Annotated in this window: 14 protein-coding genes; 6 read left to right on the plus strand and 8 right to left on the minus strand. The window is 45.5% G+C overall.

What is annotated here, in order from left to right:
* The first annotated feature begins 16 nt into the window (after positions 1-16).
* From K7R10_RS09320 to K7R10_RS09330, 3 genes are all read left to right on the plus strand, one after another.
* Positions 17-1189 carry an acyloxyacyl hydrolase gene (locus K7R10_RS09320; RefSeq protein ID WP_224484435.1) on the plus strand — a complete coding sequence of 391 codons (1173 nt, stop codon included), beginning with the start codon at positions 17-19 and terminating at the stop codon, positions 1187-1189.
* Positions 1190-1479: 290 nt separating this feature from the next.
* Positions 1480-2661, plus strand: coding sequence for an acyloxyacyl hydrolase (locus tag K7R10_RS09325; RefSeq protein ID WP_224484436.1), 1182 nt, complete (start codon positions 1480-1482; stop codon positions 2659-2661).
* A gap of 143 nt (positions 2662-2804) precedes the next feature.
* The gene (locus K7R10_RS09330; RefSeq protein ID WP_224484437.1) at positions 2805-3275 is read left to right on the plus strand and encodes a YybH family protein; all 471 of its coding nucleotides are present in this window, start codon (positions 2805-2807) and stop codon (positions 3273-3275) included.
* Between the two features lie 54 nt (positions 3276-3329).
* Here K7R10_RS09330 and K7R10_RS09335 read toward each other — a convergent pair whose 3' ends face one another.
* The gene (locus K7R10_RS09335) at positions 3330-5003 is read right to left on the minus strand and encodes a formate--tetrahydrofolate ligase (protein ID WP_224484438.1); all 1674 of its coding nucleotides are present in this window, start codon (positions 5001-5003) and stop codon (positions 3330-3332) included.
* Positions 5004-5189: 186 nt separating this feature from the next.
* Between K7R10_RS09335 and K7R10_RS09340 the strand changes: the two genes are divergently transcribed.
* The gene (locus K7R10_RS09340; protein ID WP_224484439.1) at positions 5190-5492 is read left to right on the plus strand and encodes a hypothetical protein; all 303 of its coding nucleotides are present in this window, start codon (positions 5190-5192) and stop codon (positions 5490-5492) included.
* Positions 5493-5660: 168 nt separating this feature from the next.
* Positions 5661-8504, plus strand: coding sequence for an immunoglobulin-like domain-containing protein (locus K7R10_RS09345; RefSeq protein ID WP_224484440.1), 2844 nt, complete (start codon positions 5661-5663; stop codon positions 8502-8504).
* A gap of 62 nt (positions 8505-8566) precedes the next feature.
* Here the strand turns inward: K7R10_RS09345 and K7R10_RS09350 are convergent, their stop codons facing one another.
* Positions 8567-9238: a type 1 glutamine amidotransferase domain-containing protein gene (locus K7R10_RS09350; protein WP_224484441.1), complete on the minus strand. Its 672-nt coding sequence runs from the start codon at positions 9236-9238 to the stop codon at positions 8567-8569.
* A gap of 427 nt (positions 9239-9665) precedes the next feature.
* Between K7R10_RS09350 and K7R10_RS09355 the strand changes: the two genes are divergently transcribed.
* Positions 9666-10316 (plus strand): urease accessory protein UreH domain-containing protein, encoded by a 651-nt coding sequence (locus K7R10_RS09355; RefSeq protein ID WP_224484442.1) that lies wholly within the window; start codon positions 9666-9668, stop codon positions 10314-10316.
* On the opposite strand, the gene hypE is transcribed toward K7R10_RS09355, so the two are convergent.
* Genes hypE through K7R10_RS09385 form a run of 6 tightly spaced genes read right to left on the minus strand, consistent with a single transcriptional unit; the run spans position 10313 to position 17761 of the window.
* On the minus strand, positions 10313-11326 hold the full coding sequence (gene hypE / locus K7R10_RS09360) for a hydrogenase expression/formation protein HypE (protein WP_224484443.1): 1014 nt from the start codon (positions 11324-11326) through the stop codon (positions 10313-10315). The genes K7R10_RS09355 and hypE overlap by 4 nt on opposite strands.
* Positions 11327-11329: 3 nt before the next feature.
* Complete coding sequence (gene hypD / locus K7R10_RS09365; protein ID WP_224484444.1) at positions 11330-12424, minus strand: hydrogenase formation protein HypD; 1095 nt, start codon at positions 12422-12424, stop codon at positions 11330-11332.
* Entirely contained in the window at positions 12421-14691 is a 2271-nt protein-coding gene (gene hypF / locus K7R10_RS09370) for a carbamoyltransferase HypF (protein ID WP_224484445.1), read from the minus strand. Before hypF ends, hypD begins: the two co-directional genes overlap by 4 nt.
* A gap of 10 nt (positions 14692-14701) precedes the next feature.
* Entirely contained in the window at positions 14702-15235 is a 534-nt protein-coding gene (locus K7R10_RS09375) for a hydrogenase maturation protease (RefSeq protein ID WP_224484446.1), read from the minus strand.
* A 2-nt stretch (positions 15236-15237) separates the two neighbouring features.
* Positions 15238-16014, minus strand: a complete 777-nt coding sequence (cybH, locus tag K7R10_RS09380; protein WP_224484447.1) for a Ni/Fe-hydrogenase, b-type cytochrome subunit — start codon at positions 16012-16014, stop codon at positions 15238-15240.
* Positions 16015-16027: 13 nt separating this feature from the next.
* Positions 16028-17761: a nickel-dependent hydrogenase large subunit gene (locus tag K7R10_RS09385; protein WP_224484448.1), complete on the minus strand. Its 1734-nt coding sequence runs from the start codon at positions 17759-17761 to the stop codon at positions 16028-16030.
* Positions 17762-17764 lie beyond the last annotated feature (3 nt).

Raw genomic sequence — 17764 nt, forward strand, 5'->3', positions numbered from 1 at the left:
AATTACTATGTGCCTGATGATCTACAATTCGATCCGTTCTCTCTGCAAACTTCTATTATTGCTTTCCATCATCTTTCTCATTCGCCCTTCAACCCTGCAAGCTCAGTCTGATGATACGAACGGGCGATATAAAAGCATCTCTATTCGTGCACTATCGGGGGCTCATATTTATTCCGGTCAGGGGCTGGTTGATAAGGTGAGTTACGGCTATGGGGCTTTAGACGTGAGATTTGCATGGCATCCCAGTAAATTGAACCGCTGGAGCGAAGATACCGGCTATGCCTCCTATGGTATCGGTTATTATACGGCCAATATCGGGGATCCGCAGGTGTTTGGAAATCCCCATGCCCTGTATGGTTTCGCTAATTTCTTTTTAAGTAAACCAGACAGAAGAAATGTATTGGAGCTCAGCCCCGCGCTCGGCCTGACCTATAACCTCGAGCCCTTTAATGAAGAGACCAATCCGCTGAACGATGCTATTGGGGCTCGAATGGCGGTATATTTCAATGTTAATTTCGGGGGCGCTTACACCCTAAACAGGGAGGTCGATCTTCTATATGGTATTGATTTTACCCATTACAGTAACGGTAGGTCTTATACCCCGAATTATGGACTAAACCTGTTTGGTCTCAATCTGGGTATGCGCTATCATTTTAATCAGGATCAAAAAGCTCTCGATAACGATCCATATACAACCAAGGTGGTACGTTCGCGGTTTTTAAGGCCTGAAAAACCCAAAGCCCTGCCCTCCGACTTTAAACATTCTGTAGATATTTATGCGGCCATAGGAACTGTACAGAACGATGCAGACAGAGGAACTGAAAACCGATACGGAACATTTTCAGGAGTGATCGATTACCGAAGGTATTTTAACAGAATGCATGGTCTTTCACTTGGCGTAGACTTTTTTCATGATGGCTCTCTTGTCGAGAACTATCCTGATAGCTCAGATCATAACCTGATCGCAGTACACGGAGGCTATGATTTTATGTTCTGGAACTTTGATATCAGGATACAGGCCGGTACATACCTGACCGATGACCGGGGTAAAGGTTCCATTTTTTTCCGTCCTGCACTACAATATGCGATCAGCAAGAGTCTTTTTGCTCAGGTGGGTTTAAAAACGAGGAAAGGATTTCCTGCAGACTGGGTGGAATTCGGGATAGGGTGGAAACCCTTTAAATGGTAATCTTAAATGAATAAAGGCTTTAAGGGTGCTCCGTTTATAAAAGACATTAGGAGCACTGCTCTGCAAGATAAAACTATTATGATCGCTTTTTTCTCAAGACTTCAGAACTTTACTTATTTTATTGGGGCATTACAATTTTGCACTTGTTATAGCAGCTTCATTCCTGATCATTAAAATATTGCCCGGTCTATGACAATTTAACCGGAAAACAATCACATTAAACCAAAACAAAAAGGTTATCATCTCTTTATTCAATTAATTTCATAGGTTAGTTGGTCAGTAAACTTCTTATGACTCCTAAAGCTATAATCGAATTCCATTTCAGAAGCTCAGTGCTTTTTTTGATCTTCCTCTTAGCAGGTTTCCAATTATCAGATATCTATGCCCAATCTGAATCTGAAACCGGTAGGTATAAAAGCATTTCCATAAAGGGGCTTTCAGGAGCTCATTTGTATACGGGACAGGACCTGCTGGAAAAGATCAACTATGGTTATGGCGCCCTGGACATTCGATTTGCATGGCACCCACATAAAGACAACCAATGGACACGCGATACAGGCTATGCATCCTATGGTTTTGGTTATTACACCTCCACTATCGGAGATCCGCAGGTCTTTGGAAATCCACATGCGTTATATGCCTTCGCCAATTTTTTCTTAAGCAAACCCTACAGAAGGAACGTACTTGAGATCAGTCCGGCTCTCGGTCTAACCTATAATCTGGAACCTTTTGATGAACAATCGAACCCGCTGAACGATGCAATAGGAGCCCGTATGGCTGTATACTTCAATGTGAGTTTCGGTGCCGCTTATAAGTTAAACAGAGAAATCGACCTGTTGTACGGTATCGATTTCACCCATTACAGCAACGGGAGAACCTATACGCCAAACTACGGTTTGAATCTCTTTGGTCTGAACCTGGGTATGCGATATCATTTTAACCAGGAACAGCGTGATCTGGACCGGGATCCCTATACGACCAATGTGGTACCATCTCGTTTTCAAAGACCTGAAAGACCGGCCTCTCTCCCTTACGATTTTGATCATTCCGTAGATATCTATGCGGCAGCAGGTACTGTACAGAATTATATCGACCAGGGCACAGATCTGCGTTATGGTACTTTTTCAGGGGTGATCGATTATCGCAGATACTTCAACCGTATGCATGGTCTGACACTGGGTGTGGACCTCTTTTACGATGCCTCTCTCGTTGAAAGCTTTCCAGACAGTGCAGATCATTATCTGATAGGCGTTCATGGTGGTTATGACTTTATGTTCTGGAAATTCGATATCAGGGTACAGGTGGGCACCTATCTTACCGACAATCGTGAGAAAGGAACGCTATTTATTCGTCCTGCCTTGCAATATGAGATCAGCAAGAGTCTTTTTGCTCAGTTCGGACTCAAGACCAGGAACGGAGCAGGCGCAGACTGGATCGAGGTCGGTTTCGGTTGGAAACCCTTTAAATGGTGATTTAACCCTATCTTTTAATCAAGATGGCTGGCATTGGGGAAGAGTGCAGTTCTCACCCGGAAATTCCCCCTTTTTACAGTACAAATTCTTCAAACAAATTATTAATTCATAGTTTAAGGAAATAACCATAAACCAATGATAATATGAATATTACGAAAACATGGATCACTTCCGTCGTATTAATCATGACCCTGAGTATAAGCTTTGCTCAGACAGTGGAAGATGATAAAAATGAGATCCTTGAACAACTCAACAAGCTTACCGACGCATTGAAAGAGAAAGACATGGCCACCCTGGTCACTGTCTGGACCGATGATGCTTTATTAAAATTCCCCGGAAAACCGGGACTGCAGGGGAAAGAGGCCATAGAAATGGCACATACCCCCATGATGGAACAAGGCATACAGATCGAGGCCGAGACCGATGAGATCGTGGTCAGCGGTGATTTTGCCACTGAAATTGGAAATTACAAGATCATGATTCCCGGTGGTACAGTCGTAGATCATGGCACCTATTCGACCCTGTGGAAAAGAAGTGGAGATACCTGGTTGATATACAGGGATGTTATAAGTTCCTCCCAGGCTCCCAAGAATGCCGGAGAAGATGGTAAATGATCTTATAGACGAACATAAAAAAACCCGGGGACTTCCCGGGTTTTTTATGTTCTGTTACGAAAGACCGGTTATCACTCCATCTGAGTTTATATCCATGTTTTCAGCTGCCGGGGTTCCCGGTAAACCGGGCATTCTCAGAATATTCCCGGCTATTGGAATAAGAAAACCCGCTCCTGCTGCGATTTCAAACTCCCGGATATTGATATCGAAATTCCTGGGGCGGTTCAACAGCTTTTCATCATCAGAAAGCGACTTTTGTGTTTTAGCGATACAGATGGGTAAGTTCCCATATCCAAGTTCTTCAAACCGGTGTAATTGCCTTTTTGCTTTATTCGACAGCAATACGAATTTAGCCCCATAGACCGTCTGGCATACTTTCTCGATCTTGGTTCTTACCGGGTCGTTTAGCTCATAGGTAGGTCTGAACGGCTCTTTGAACCGGTCTGCTGCCTTTATAACTTCCATTGCAAGATCAGTTGTACCTTCACTTCCTTTGGCAAAACCTTCTGAAACCACAAAAGGAACATCGCAATCATGACATGCCTTTTTCAGGATCTCTATTTCGGCATCAGTATCAGAGGTAAAACGGTTAATACAAACTATGGCAGGTAAACCAAAACTGGCGAGGGTTTCCACATGCTTCCGTAAATTTTCCTTTCCGCGAACCACGGCCTCTGTATCCTCCTCGCTCAATGATTTCAGGTCTTTTCCTCCATGGTATTTCAGAGCCCTGATAGTGGCGACCAGCACCACTGCTTTGGGTGATATCCCGGCATTACGGCATTTTATATTGAAAAACTTTTCTGCTCCCAGGTCAGCACCGAAACCGGCTTCAGTGACCACATAGTCAGATAGGGACATGCCCATTTTCGTGGCGATCACACTGTTGGTTCCCTGGGCAATATTGGCAAAGGGCCCGCCATGAACAAGGGCCGGTGTTCCTTCAAGCGTCTGCACCAGGTTGGGTTTTATGGCATCTTTCATCAAGGCAGCCATCGCCCCTTCTGCCTTGAGGTCTTTGGCATAGACTGCCTTACCATCAAAGGTATCTCCGATATAGATCCTTCCAAATCGTTCCTTAAGGTCTTCAAGGTCTTTACTGATACATAAGATGGCCATGATCTCAGAGGCTGCCGTAATATTGAACCCGGTTTCCATAGGGATCCCTCCCGATTTACCTCCCAGGGCTGTGACCATTTTTCTAAGTGCCCGGTCGTTCATATCTATGGCTCTTTTCCAAAGAACCGTACGCGGGTCTATTCCCAAACTTCGGGTCTTGCTCTGAATATTGTTATCGATAAGAGCTGCCAGGAGGTTATTGGCCTTCTCAATAGCCGCAAAATCTCCTGTAAAATGAAGATTGATATCTTCCATAGGGATCACCTGCGCATACCCTCCCCCGGCTGCTCCTCCCTTAATACCGAATACGGGTCCGAGTGATGGTTCTCTCAATACCACTGAAGTTTTCTTACCCAATTTCTGAAGACCGTCGGCCAACCCGATGGAAGTGGTCGTTTTACCTTCCCCCGCAGGGGTCGGGGTGATCGCTGTTACCAATATCAGGTTGCTATTACCGACCTTTTTGTCATCGATCAGCTCAAGAGGAAGCTTGGCTTTATACCTTCCATATTGCTCCAGGTCATCTTCTTTTAACCCAAGAGATTCGGCTATTTTCATGACAGGCCTGATGGACGCCTTCTGTGCTATTTCGATGTCTGATGGAATCATAATTCTGCTGTTTAGGGTTTTGCTTTTTCAAAGTACCACCATTTGAAGTACGATTCATATGATATCTGTCAGTATTACCCTTTTAAGCCTGACACCGGCAAAGTGATTTTTATTTAATACCTCATCCTCAATTTTTTACTGATATCATGATTATTAATGCTATATTTAAGTGATTTCCTTTAGTTTATGAAAAAACAGGGCGCAGGAAAAAGAAAAACCAATTCTTTAGGTTACGGTCCGGGCAGAAGAAGAAACATCTCCTCAGTTCCCCGAGCCTCCTCCCGTTCCGGGAGCATGAAGGATGTTTCAAGTGAAGAACAGATTCATATGCTTTCAGAAAAGATATCTTCCATGCTGGAACGTTACAGGCAACTCCACTATGCCGGTAATTTTCAGGTGGAAAGTCTCCACGCCGCCTACCTTTATATCTGTATAGAAAAACATATTCGTAAACTAACCGTACTATTGGTAAATTACAGAAACAACTGATTATAAATTACTTATATAATACAGAGCATAATAATTCCCCGTCGTTGCTGTTTATCCATTAAAACCACCCTTTTATCCTCCTTATCTATTCTTTAGTAGTTCATTTCGTATTTTTTGCTGTCATAGCATCAACATTATCAGAACTTTAGCTATGGTTAAATCAGGCTAATGGCTACTTCTCAGAAAAGACGATATCACTGTTTTAAAACAGATCTTGCAGTTATTTTGAGGATTACCGGGTTATCTCCTCTCAAAATTCTTCCCCTTCTTCTATTCCTCTTCTCTGCTTTATCCGGCTACGCCCAGACATATTACCTGAATCAGGCTGGTGATGACACCAATGACGGACTCAGCAAGGAGACTGCCTGGCGTTCGTTGGCACGTGTAGGTGAAATGAATCTGCTCCCGGGCGACACGCTTTTGCTTGAAGGGGGTACGCTTTTTCCCGGAAATCTGGTTTTCGATAACAATGACGGTAACGATCCTGATCAACCGGTAGTAATAGGCTCATACGGGAATGAGGCTGCGGTTATCGACGCGGCCGATACCAATGGTATCATCTTCCAAAACACCCAGGGATTCGAACTTTCCGGCCTGAAAATCAAAGGTGCCGGAATGAATCAGAACACAGGGTCAGGTGTGGTCCTATTAAACGAGAATACCGGCAACTTCAAATTGAGCAGCTTCAAACTTTCTGATATAGAGATCACAGGATTCGGTGTGGCAGGAATCGTGATTTATGCCCTGAGTGACACTTCAGGATTTAAAGATGTCTACATTGAGAATGCACGTGTCTATAATTGTCTGGATGCCGGTATCGGCGCTATTGGAAGCTATGACCAGAATAAGACAGGCTATGCCCATCAAAACATTTTTGTGCGCAACAGCCTGGTATATAACATTCCCGGTTACGATAAAGAAATTCATTCGGGCAACGGGATCGTATTGTCTGATGTCGAAAATTCGGTGATCGAAAATTGCGTGGTACACGATTGCGGAATGGGTAACACCCAGTGCGGCGGGCCGGTGGGTGCCTGGTATTTCGACGCCAAAGACGTGCTCATACAATACAATGAGATATATAATATAAGTTCCGGCTCCGGTTGTGACGGAGCGGGGTTCGATCTCGACGGTGGGGTGGTAAACGGTATCATGCAATACAACTACTCACATAATAACGACGGAGCCGGATTCCTGGTAGGTCAGTTCGTCGATTCCCGGCCCATGAAAAATATTACGGTACGCTACAATCTGAGCGTAAATGACGCACAAACCAACGGCGGGGGGATATATCTTTTTAACGGCAACCCTGATTACCCGGTGATTGATGCCTTCATCTATAACAACACCGTTTACCTCGAAAAAAATAAGACCAACAACGAACAGGCAGTGGTCAAGATGCTGGACTGGCTTCCCGTAGGTGAGAATATTATCTTCAACAATAATTTGCTGTTTGCCGCCAATGATGCCCTAATGGTTTCAGTGCCTGAAAACTACAAGGCCGGATTTTTTGCCAACCTCTATTATTCCACACAAGAATTCCGTATTGATTACAACGGCAGGATCTATAATGACCTGAACAGTTTCAGAGAAAGCGGAAATGAAATCAATGCACAACAACAACTGGGAATACAGGCTGATCCCCTGCTCAAAAATCCAGGGGAAGAACCCATAGCAGGAGGTGCCGCTCAATTCGGGAACCTAACGGGTTATCAGTTTACAGCAACTTCTCCGGCCTTCAATGCAGGTATCAATCTGGATACAGATACAGGGGGACAGGATTTTTTCAAACAGGACTATATTTTTGATGGAACCCAGGATATCGGTTTTTATGAATATCATGATACCATTCCTCCTGTCATCAAACTTATTGGTGATAATCCGATGACTCTGGAAGCAGGAAGCGAATTTACCGACCCCGGGGCCGAAACCGATGATGGATCGCCGGTGACTGCAGACATCTCAGAGCTGGGCGATTTGCCCGGAACTTACCAGGTCATTTACAACGCTTCAGATAGCTACGGAAATCAGGCTGAACCGGTAACGAGAACCGTAATAATTGTTGATACGACTCCTCCTGTCATCACCCTGCTGGGTGATAATCCCTTCATAATGGAGGAAGGCACTTCTTTTAACGATCCCGGAGCAATAACAGACGATGGATCGGAGGTAAATATAAATACCTCCGGTTTGCAAACAGAGCAAACCGGAGTTTACGAAATCATCTATACTGCGGTAGATGATTATGGCAATGAGGCTGAACCTGAAATACGACTGGTTGAAGTCATTCCTGAAAGCATCAAACTCTCCTGTACTCCTTACACCGTTGATCTGTCTGACAATCAAAAAGTATTAGTGAATGTTGGGGAGGTTATCGGCAGGGATACCGACCTCAGCATTGCTACTTCGATAACGCCTGAAAATATTGAATTCTCATGCGATCAGATAGGAGAAAACCAGGTCACTATTCATATCGAAGATTCATTTGGCCGAGCATACGAATGCGAAATGACTTTCCGGGTGTTCGAAACCCAGGATCCAAGGGTGGAGGTCGATTCTGAAAGCACCATGAGAAAGGAGATCATACTTTTAGAAAAAGAGCATTATGTGCTTCCCGATCTGACATCAATGATCGATTATGCAGATAATTGTGATCCTGCTCCGGTTCTTATTCAAATTCCGGCTCCCGGATCGAAGCTTGAGGAGGGGGATCATGAGATACGGTTTCAGGTAACCGATAAGAGCGGAAATAATGCTTTTGCAGGTTTTACACTCAACATCAGGGACATCGATTCAGATGAAGGAACGCTGCGTATTTATCCTAACCCGGCTACACAAACCATCAGATTCAGCCGCCCCTTCGTTAAGGCAGTCATTTTTAACACTTACGGCGAAAGAGTATTATCTGCCTATCATCACATGATTGATATCAGCTCATTGCAGAACGGCCTGTACTTCGTACAATTCATTACCGAAGACGGTGAATATGTTAAAAGACTGATCAAGAATTGACAGCTAACCTTTCACGGCCCCACGTTTACTACAGCAATCTAAACAGCAGCCATTCTCTGCTATTAGTCCATGATGAGATCAACCACTTTAAGTGCCACCTTGGTCGCTGATGCCGGGTTTTGTCCGGTGACCAACCTTCCGTCTACCGATACTTTTTCCTGCATGGTAGATGCTTTATCGATATTGGCGCCGCGGTCTTTAAGACGGTCTTCCAGCAAAAAGGGAACCACATCGGTTAATCCTGCCGCTTCTTCTTCCTCGTTCGTAAAGGCGCTTACGGTTTTATCTTCAACCAGATAACTTCCATCTGTGAGTGTTACATTCACGAGAGCAGCCGGACCATGACAAACAGCCGAAACCACTCCTCCGTTTTCGTAGATATTTGCGGCTAATGAATTCAGGTAAGGATTATCAGGGAAGTCCCACATGGTTCCATGTCCACCCGCGAAATAAATAACGTCATACTTCGATGCATCTATATCTTCAGCCTTGAAGGTATTCGCTATCTTATGCCTGAAGGTTTCATCATCCCAGTACCTTCTGTTAACTTCGTCGTTAAGATCTTTTCCATCTACCGGTGCCGCACCACCTTCTGTGCTCACCATGTCTACCGGAAAACCATTGTTGGTAAATACGTTATACGCATGAGTTGCCTCACTCAGATAAAAACCGGTTTTTTTACCGGTATTACCTAATTCTTCGTGACTGCTTAATACCATTAATATTCTTTTCATCTTTGATCTTATTTAATTAGTTGATTATCATTAATATAAGATTTTAAAAAGGGAATTCCATGTAAATAAATCTTAAAATCTTTCCAGGCTATACTGACATTCTTAGTCACAGTTCAGTACCTTAAAAAATATTTGTAAACTGATATTTATCAGCAATTTAAATGACGAAACGCAATATCTTTACATCAGCATTATAATCCAATCTGACCTTATGTAAACATTTTATGCAATTACATTTTAAATCCGGGGAAACGCCTTTGACAATAAATCAAAGGCGTTTTTTCCTGGTATCATCCCGATTATCCTCCTGACAATTATCAGTTATAATATGCTGATAATAAGGTAAATTAGAACGATTTTCAGTAACGTATCGGTACTGAAATTTTTCAGTGATCGGGAATTTGCCCTCTTTTAACAAGGTGACCAAATGACAGAAACATTTCCTATAATCGCCGGTATCATTGCTGCCATGGCTCATGTGGTTTCAGGGCCTGACCATTTGGCGGCGGTAGCTCCCTTCGCCGTTGAATCGAAGTCCAGGGCATGGAAAATCGGGATCACCTGGGGACTCGGCCACCTGTCGGGTATGCTTGCCATTGGATTACTCATGTCTCTCTTCAAAGATTTGCTGCCACTTACCTCGATCTCCACGCACAGTGAATTACTGGTAGGATACGTTTTGATCGGTGTCGGGATGTGGGTGATGTATAAGATGTTGGCTGAAAAATACCATCTCCGCCAACCTCATTTTCATATATTTAAACACCGGCATGATCAAAAAGGTAAAATGATGGCCTCATTTTCAATCGGGTCTTTACACGGACTGGCAGGAGTAGCGCATTTTATCATGTTTCTTCCTGTTCTCGGGTTTGAAAACCGGTTTCAGTCTGTTACCTATATCATTGGTTTCGCCATCGGAACGATTATAGCGATGACCTTATTCTCCCAGATCCTCGGTCATTTTAGCAAACGTTATGAAAATATGAGATGGGCTTCTGCAAACTCATTAAATCATTTGCGGCTGCTCACTGGATTAATTGCAGTAATAGTTGGGTGTTTTTGGATTTTTCAGAATTAGCATATGCGCGGAAGTTGCTCCCCTATCTGAGGATAAATAAATCGTTTACCGCCCAGGTGGCTGTTTAACACCACTTTTCCTGTATGAGATTCGGTACATTCACCTATCACCCCTGATTCCGTCTGATGAAATTCCTTACGTAACAATTCAACCACCTCCTTGGCAACAGATTCAGAGACCACCGCCATAAAAACCCCTTCATTGGCCACATACAGCGGATCGATTCCTAATAATTCACAAGCAGCCGCAACCTGCGAATCGATCGGTACGGCTTCTTCATTGATATGAATCCCTATATTGCGATCTTCGGCCACCTCGTTCAGAACTCCTGCGAGCCCACCCCTAGTCGCATCCCGAAGCAGATGAATCTCTTCTCCGAAACGATCAAGCATGACTTCTACCATTTTATTGAGATTTTGGGTGTCACTTACAATATCAGACTCAAAGGTGAGACCTTCCCTTTGCGACATTATGGCCATGCCGTGTGCGGCGACAGGGGCATTGATCACAATGCGGTCTCCCGGCCTTACACGCTGCAATCTGATATCTGCTTTTAAATGCAGTGTACCCACCCCTGTGGTATTTATAAAGATCTTGTCACCTTTTCCCTTCTCTACCACCTTAGTGTCTCCCGTAACGATCTGTACTCCTGCCCTCTCGGCAGCTTTTCTGATGCTGCAGATGATCTTCTTCAGGTCTGCCAGTGCCAGACCTTCTTCGATTATGAACGAAAGGGAAAGGTAAGCAGGAATACCACCGCACATGGCTACGTCATTAACAGTGCCATTTACCGAAAGCTCTCCGATATCTCCCCCTTTAAAAAAGATAGGGTCGATCACGAAACTGTCTGTACTGATCACAAGTTGTCCGTCGACAGGAACCACGGCCCCATCATGCTTCTGGTCGATATAAGGATTAGAAAAAGCAGCAAACACATATTCATCGAGCAGTTCCCGGCTGAGTACCCCTCCGCTTCCGTGGGCAATGGTGATATGATCTTTATTCTTCATAGATCAGGCTTGATTTGATTCACTCTTATAGTGATAATACGCTGCACAGGCTCCTTCTGAAGACACCATCGGTGCTCCGAGCGGGTTTAAAGGGGAACATTCCCGCCTGAAGTGTTCACACTCCGACGGTTTTTTTATTCCTTTCAGTATATCACCGGCAATACAGCGCGTCTCTGTCACGACCTTTCTTTGCTGAATACCGAACTTCTTTTCCGCATTGAACCGATCGTAAGACCCCTTCATCCTGTAACCACTGCCGGGAATACTCCCGATACCACGCCACTCTCTTTCGCCTGTCTCAAATATCTGTTCTATTACAGCCTGAGCCTGCAGATTCCCTTCCTCTCTGACCACCCTGGCATATTGATTCTCAACCTCGTACCGGCCCTCTTCCAGTTGGGATACCGCCCGATAGATCCCTTCTGCCAGATCCAGGGGTTCAAAGCCTGTGATCACCACAGGCACCTTATAGCGTTGTGCGATCGGGTGATACTGATGAGTTCCCATGATAGCACAAACATGGCCTGCTCCCAGAAAAGCATCTACCATACAATGTTCATCATCGAGTATGGCTTCCATAGCGGGAGGTACGAGAACATGCGAAACCAGTAAGGAATAATTATAAATCCCGGCCTTCTCAGCATGAAGCACCGATAATGCGTTTGCCGGAGCTGTTGTTTCAAATCCTACAGCAAAAAAAACAACCTCTTTTTCCGGATTTTCTCTGGCAATAGTAACCGCCTCCATAGGTGAATACAGAATTCTGAGATCACCCCCTGAAGATTTGGCTTCAAGCAGACTTTTCTCCGATCCCGGTACTCTTACCATATCTCCAAAGGAACAGACGATCACTCCCCCTTCCAGTAATTCGACAGCTTTATCTATGAGAGATGTCGGTGTCACACAAACAGGGCATCCCGGTCCGTGAATCATCTGCACTGTATCGGGAAGCAGATCGATAATCCCATTCTTGACCAGTCCGTGGGTTTGTCCGCCGCAAACTTCCATAATACGCCAGGTAGAAGTAGCCTTTCCGGCGATAGCTTCCAGGTAGCTCAGGGTCGCCTCCTTGTTTCGATATTCAGACAAATATTTCATGAGCTCCGGAATTCAGTGCTGTTAAGGTAATAAATCACCTGCCCAAAGGCAATGTTTTCATCATTCGGGCTGACCCGTTCATTAAAAAACAGGACGTATCGCTCCCCGGTAATTTGCCCGAGCATATCGATCAGTACCCCGTTTTGAAACACTCCTCCCCCGCAGGCTATCTCCCGAATGCCAAAATGATCGGCTACCTGGGGAATCAGCGCTGCCAGGGAATAGTGAAAGTCGGCAGCGATATCTCTAACGTCCCGGCCCTGCTTCACCTCTTCAAGCATTCGGGCGAACATCGTTTTCACCTCTACCGTTTTCCCGTCGTACGCCGGCAAATAGCTCTTGCATTTTAAAAGATCATAATCTGCGGCCATGGCTTCCAGTTTCATAGCCGCCTCTCCCTCGTAATTGTTTTTATCACACAAGCCCAGCAGGGAAGCAGCCGCATCGAATATTCTACCCACAGAAGAGGTGCTTAACTGATTTTTATCCCTCAGAAGAAGGTAAACCTTCCACTCTTCCTCGCTGAACTTTTTACGAAATGCTTCATCGAACCCAGGCACCCCCAGAGCCAGCAAAGAGAGCCTGGGTTCCCGGGCCATCTTATTCCTGGCAAGCCATGGAAAATAATCAAAATGCGTTATTCGTGTCATCTTGTGATCCTCCCAGCTAAAGAATTCTCCCCCCCAGATCTGGGCATCATCGCCATATCCGGTGCCATCCCAGATCACTCCCAATACCTTCTCACGATGTTCGGTAAGTTGATGCTCCCCGAGCAGGGCTGCGAAATGCGCCTTGTGATGCTGAACTTTATAAACTGGAGCCTTGTATTCGGCGGCAATGGTTATTCCCTCGAGGGTACTCGCATAAGAGGGATGTGCATCGGTAAGCACAATCTCAGGCGGCCTTTCAAAAATTCGCAGCAGATCTCTTACCGCACCGGTATACCTCTGATGCACCTCAAAATGATCAAGATTGCCGAGGTACTGAGTCAGGTACAGGAAATCATTGGGAACGTAGGCGATGGTACTTTTCAGGTGGGCTCCCATGGCCATTATTGTCTTTGAGCTATGCACCGGAACATCGAACAGATTGGGTGCATAGCCCCTCGAACGTCTGTATAATATCATTTGTTCTTCACCCCTGGTAAAGCGTACGACACTATCATCCTGGGGGTGATAAACCTCCAGATCATGATGAACGAATACATCTGCCACTTCTGAAAGACAGGCGGAAGCTTCTTCTTCACTGCTCAGAACCGGATACCCGTGAATGTTTCCGCTGGTAGCTACTACAGGCTGACTGAGGTATCTTGCCAAAAGGTGTAAAACCCCTGAATACGGCAGCATCACACCGATGGTCTTCATTCCCGGAGCCAGTTGCTCCAGGGCCAGGTTCCCCCTTTTATCAGGGCCATCGAGAATTACGATCGGGCTTTCACTGGAAGCCCAGGCCTGCTTATGGTTTTCAGTGACATCAAAATCCTTTTCCACTTCCTGTAAAGAGGGATAAAGCACGGCAAAGGGTTTTCTTAATCGCCTTTTACGATACCTCAGCAATTTGACCAAAGCAGGGCGGGTAGCATCGCAGAGCAGCAGATAACCCGCTGTGTTTTTCACTGCGACGATACATCCCTCTCCGATCGATTCTGCGATGAAGGGAAATACATCGTTGTCTTCCATAGGCCTTTCTTCCCCGCGTACAACAACCTTTAAAGAGATGCCACAATCCCTGCAACTGTTGGTCTGAGAATGAAACCGACGATCTGAGACATCTTCATACTCTTCACGGCAGGTATCACACATGTCGTATTTATTCATGGTGGTATGCTCTCTTTCAAATGGAAAATCGGTAACAACCGACCAGCGAAAGCCGCAATGAACGCAACTTGTAAATGCATAATCAGCCCTGCGGTTTTCAGGATCATCGATTTCTTCCCTGCACTCATCACAAAGAGCAAAATCAGGTGTAAGCGGCAGATTAAGCGTTCCGTTCTTCCGGGAAGGAATTATACTGAAATCGGCAAAGGCTTCCTCTTTTGTTTCCTTAATAGTAAAGCGGTTAATCCTGGCGATCCTGTAGGGATAATGCAAAATGAAACGATAAAATTCGTCTATGGTTTCTTCGGGTCCGCTTACGACCACCTCCACTCCTTTCTCATTATTGGTGACCGTACCCTTAAGGTTAAAGCGCCGAGCCTGAGCACAGATGAAAGGTCGAAACCCCACACCCTGAACCAGGCCGGTAATAGAGATCTTTTTGGTACGCATAAGCAGGTGATTACGAAGTTGTTTTTATTTGATTTGCCAGCTGTAATATTTTTTCAATGGTTCCCGGTATGGCTTCCTGTACTGCATCACTTAACGCAACAGACATGGGTACCACCTTTTCAATGCTTATGGTGAAGAGATGAATATCAGGCACTTTTTCCATCAGATATACCGCTTCGACCATGTCTTTCAGTCCCAGGTCATGAACACTCAGGGCAGAAGGAAAATCTGAAGCAAACCTCGGCCTGAGCTGGCTAACCGTACCCGAGGGTTTTCCGTCAAGGGTGGCATCGACAAAGATGATATGGCGATAGGCTTCAAAGTAATTCAGCAAAAGAAAACCTCCCGTACCTCCATCGAGTATATCGAGGTAAGAGGGCAAGGTACCCCTGGCCATTTCCTGTATGAGTTGCGGACCTACCCCCTCATCACCCATTAGATAGTTTCCGATCCCGAGAATAAGAATCTGACCTGCCTTGTCCTTTTCGAAAAAGAACGCGTCATTACTGGTAGCGGTTGGTTTTTGAGATCTTTCGGGTATCATGATCACACGATTATTTCGTCTTCCTTAGGGTTATCTTCCGGCTTTGATTCTGAAGGTTGCTCTGATTTTTCCTTTGTATTCCCGGGTGTCTTTTTAAGCCTGTCTTCACGAATGAACTTGTAGCCGCCGAACATCGATGAAACCTCACCTCTTCCTTCGAGCCAGTCGTGATAGAATACCAGGTAAACATGCACGATAGTAAAGAAAATGAAGAACCAGGTCGCTATATGATGAACTTTTCTTACCGCAAAATCTCCACCCAGCAAGGGAACCACCCAGGCGAACAGATCGGGTAGAAACCAGTCTGAATTATCTGCATACAGGGCAAAACCGGTAAATACCTGTACCAGCGCCAAAACAAACAGCGCGATGTAAGACAGTGATGCCACCATATTATGGCCAACGCTTATGTTTCGTATATCGTGAACCTTTTCATTCTGCAATAAAATATCGATGCGCAATACATGCAGAATATTATTCCATCGCTTTTTGCTAAAAGGCAGGAATGCTTTCCAGCTTGCATATTTATTACCCGCAAAGGCCCAGTAGATACGCAGTAACATATTAAAGAAGAAAACATAGGCGGTCGCAAAATGAATGAATCGAACCGTTCCGAACCAATATGATTCACTGGCTTCGGCATTTGACAGGATGGCTACCGGATCGGCGATAATAAAACCGGTGATCGCCAGCACCAGGATACACAGGGCATTGATCCAGTGAAAGATGCGCACGGGCAGCTCCCAGACATATACTCTTTTAAAATTCCTGCTTTCCATATCTTTTTATTTATCAGATGTCACAGCTGGAAAGGTTACTAACCCTTGAAAGGTGTTTGCCATGTTCATCATAAAGGTGAACCGCACAAGCTATACAGGGGTCGAAGGAATGTATGGTCCTTATGATCTCCAGCGGCAATTCAGGATCGGCAACCGGGGTTCCGATGAGCGTTGATTCATAAGCCGACATCTGCCCCTTCGGATCGCGCGGAGAGGCATTCCAGGTCGAAGGAACCACCAGTTGGTAGTTCTCCGTCTTTCCGTCTTTGATCTTGATCCAGTGCCCCAGTGCTCCCCGTGGTGCTTCACAAAATCCCACTCCCTTACATTCTGCATCCCAGGATTCGGGCTCCCATTTGTCGGTATTAGCCATGCGGGTATCGCCGTTCTTGATATTCCTGAGTAAAGTGTCATAGAACTCCATCGTCCAGTTGGCCACCAGTTGTGTTTCTATTCCTCTGGCAGCCGTTCTTCCCAATGTTGAGAACAAAGCGTCTACCGGCACATCGAGTTGCTTTAATGAGGCATCGACTATTTCCTTGATCTCTTTGTTATCTCTGGCATATCCCACCAGCAGTCGTGACAAAGGCCCTACCTCCATCGGTTTTCCGCGCCATCTTGGCGTTTTGATAAAACTGTATCGGGTTGAAACGTCCAGTTCTTCATAAGGCGGTTCGGGTCCGGTATAGTTGATCTTTGTTTCGCCTTCCCATGGGTGCCGGCTGCTGTCTTTACCCTCAGCATACTGGTCATACCAGGAATTATTCACGAATTCGCTTATATCATCATTCCGATGATTCACATCATACACCTTGCTCAGGTCGCGGTCGAGTATTACTCCCTGGGGGAATTTAAAACTCGTAGGATCGTTATAACCGTTTACCGGCAGATCCCCATATGCCATATAGTTCCCAAAACCCTTACCAATAGCGCCCCAGTCTTTGTAAAAGGAAGCTATGGCCATAAGGTCGGGTATGTATACTTTTTCGATGAATTCTTTACCTTCCTCCAGCAGACGGCCTACATAGGCCAGTCGCTCTGCGTTCAGACCACCGGGACTTTCAGTATTGATGGCGCAGGCCATTCCGCCTACCAGGTAGTTCGGGTGGGGGTTCTTTCCGCCGAAGATGGTATGCACCTTCACGATCTCCTTCTGCCATTCCAGCGCTTCAAGATAATGTGCAACAGCCAGGAGGTTTACCTCAGGCGGTAACTTCATCTGGGGGTGACCCCAGTAGCCATTGGCAAAAATTCCCAGTTGTCCGCTTTCAACAAATCGGGTGATCTTTTTCTTCACATCATTGAAGTATCCCGGGGAGCTCTTGGGCCAGTCAGAAATAGACTGAGCCAGTTCAGATGTGGCTTTGGGATCTGCTTTTATGGCATTGACCACATCAACCCAGTCAAGAGCGTGCAGATGATAGAAGTGTACCGTATGGTCATGCATGTACAGCGCCCCCTGCATGATATTACGCACCATTTCTGCATTGGGGGGAACAGCCACTCCTATCGCATCTTCGACCGAACGTACCGAAGCCAGTGCATGTATGGTGGTACACACTCCGCAGGCCCGCTGTACAAAAGCCCAAACGTCTCTGGGATCTCTTCCTCTTACGATATTTTCAAGACCTCTGACCATAGGGCTGGAGCTGTAGGCATCGGTGATTTTTCCATCTTTGACCGAAACCTCGATACGCAGGTGGCCTTCAATTCTCGTAACCGGATCTACTACTATTCTTTTAGACATGAT

The organism is Robertkochia aurantiaca, assembly GCF_020166495.1.
GTDB classification, from domain to species: Bacteria; Bacteroidota; Bacteroidia; order Flavobacteriales; family Flavobacteriaceae; genus Robertkochia; species Robertkochia aurantiaca.